The sequence below is a fragment of the Photorhabdus viridis genome, from assembly GCF_040256935.1.
GTDB lineage: Bacteria > Pseudomonadota > Gammaproteobacteria > Enterobacterales > Enterobacteriaceae > Photorhabdus > Photorhabdus viridis.
Genome location: NZ_JBEJZY010000235.1, coordinates 1 through 566, shown reverse-complemented (window position 1 = coordinate 566; position 566 = coordinate 1). Strand labels below are relative to the sequence as shown.

Annotated in this window: 1 protein-coding gene; it reads right to left on the bottom strand. The window is 39.0% G+C overall.

Annotated elements, in window-relative coordinates; genetic code table 11:
• Nucleotides 1–276: 276 nt before the first annotated feature.
• Nucleotides 277–546, bottom strand: coding sequence for a helix-turn-helix domain-containing protein (locus tag ABR397_RS23145; protein WP_228998986.1), 270 nt, complete (start codon nucleotides 544–546; stop codon nucleotides 277–279).
• Nucleotides 547–566: the final 20 nt, after the last annotated feature.

Sequence of the window (566 nt, the reverse complement as noted above, 5' to 3'; positions counted from 1 at the left end):
TTCTAAATTAAACATGCCTGAGGATCTCCACGATTTTGTTTTCTTTGACAAAAACTTTGATCGTGCCTCAGGCACTTAGTTCCCTTCTTAAGCAAACCTCAGGTTAATTATCTCGCCCGCAAAATATGCGGGCTGTTTTACATCTTCATAGAGCTATGAATACAATTCTGATATTAAAGAATGGGCAGTGAGTGTAATAAAAAACTGATAATTCAGCGTGTTATATTAGCTTGGTGATTTAAAAGTTGTCGTTACTTTTTCGGATATAGAAATAATTTATGTGATATCAGAATTGTTTGGTAAATCATTTCGGACGGTTCGTTTGATAGGCTGCTTATTTTCATCAAAATACCGACTGGGCCATATTTCAGCAGGGGTGACACCAATTTCCTGAGCAATCAACCATTCCCCTTTAGGCCAGGGGCGCGTTAAAGCATTTGCTAATGTTGAAGAGCTTAAACCGTGCTCTCTGGATAATGATGCCAGCGTTTTATTCTTCTTACGTATCGCAGCGATAATATCGGCGGTATGCCAGTCTTTTTTCATATTCCTGCTTCCCTCTTTGG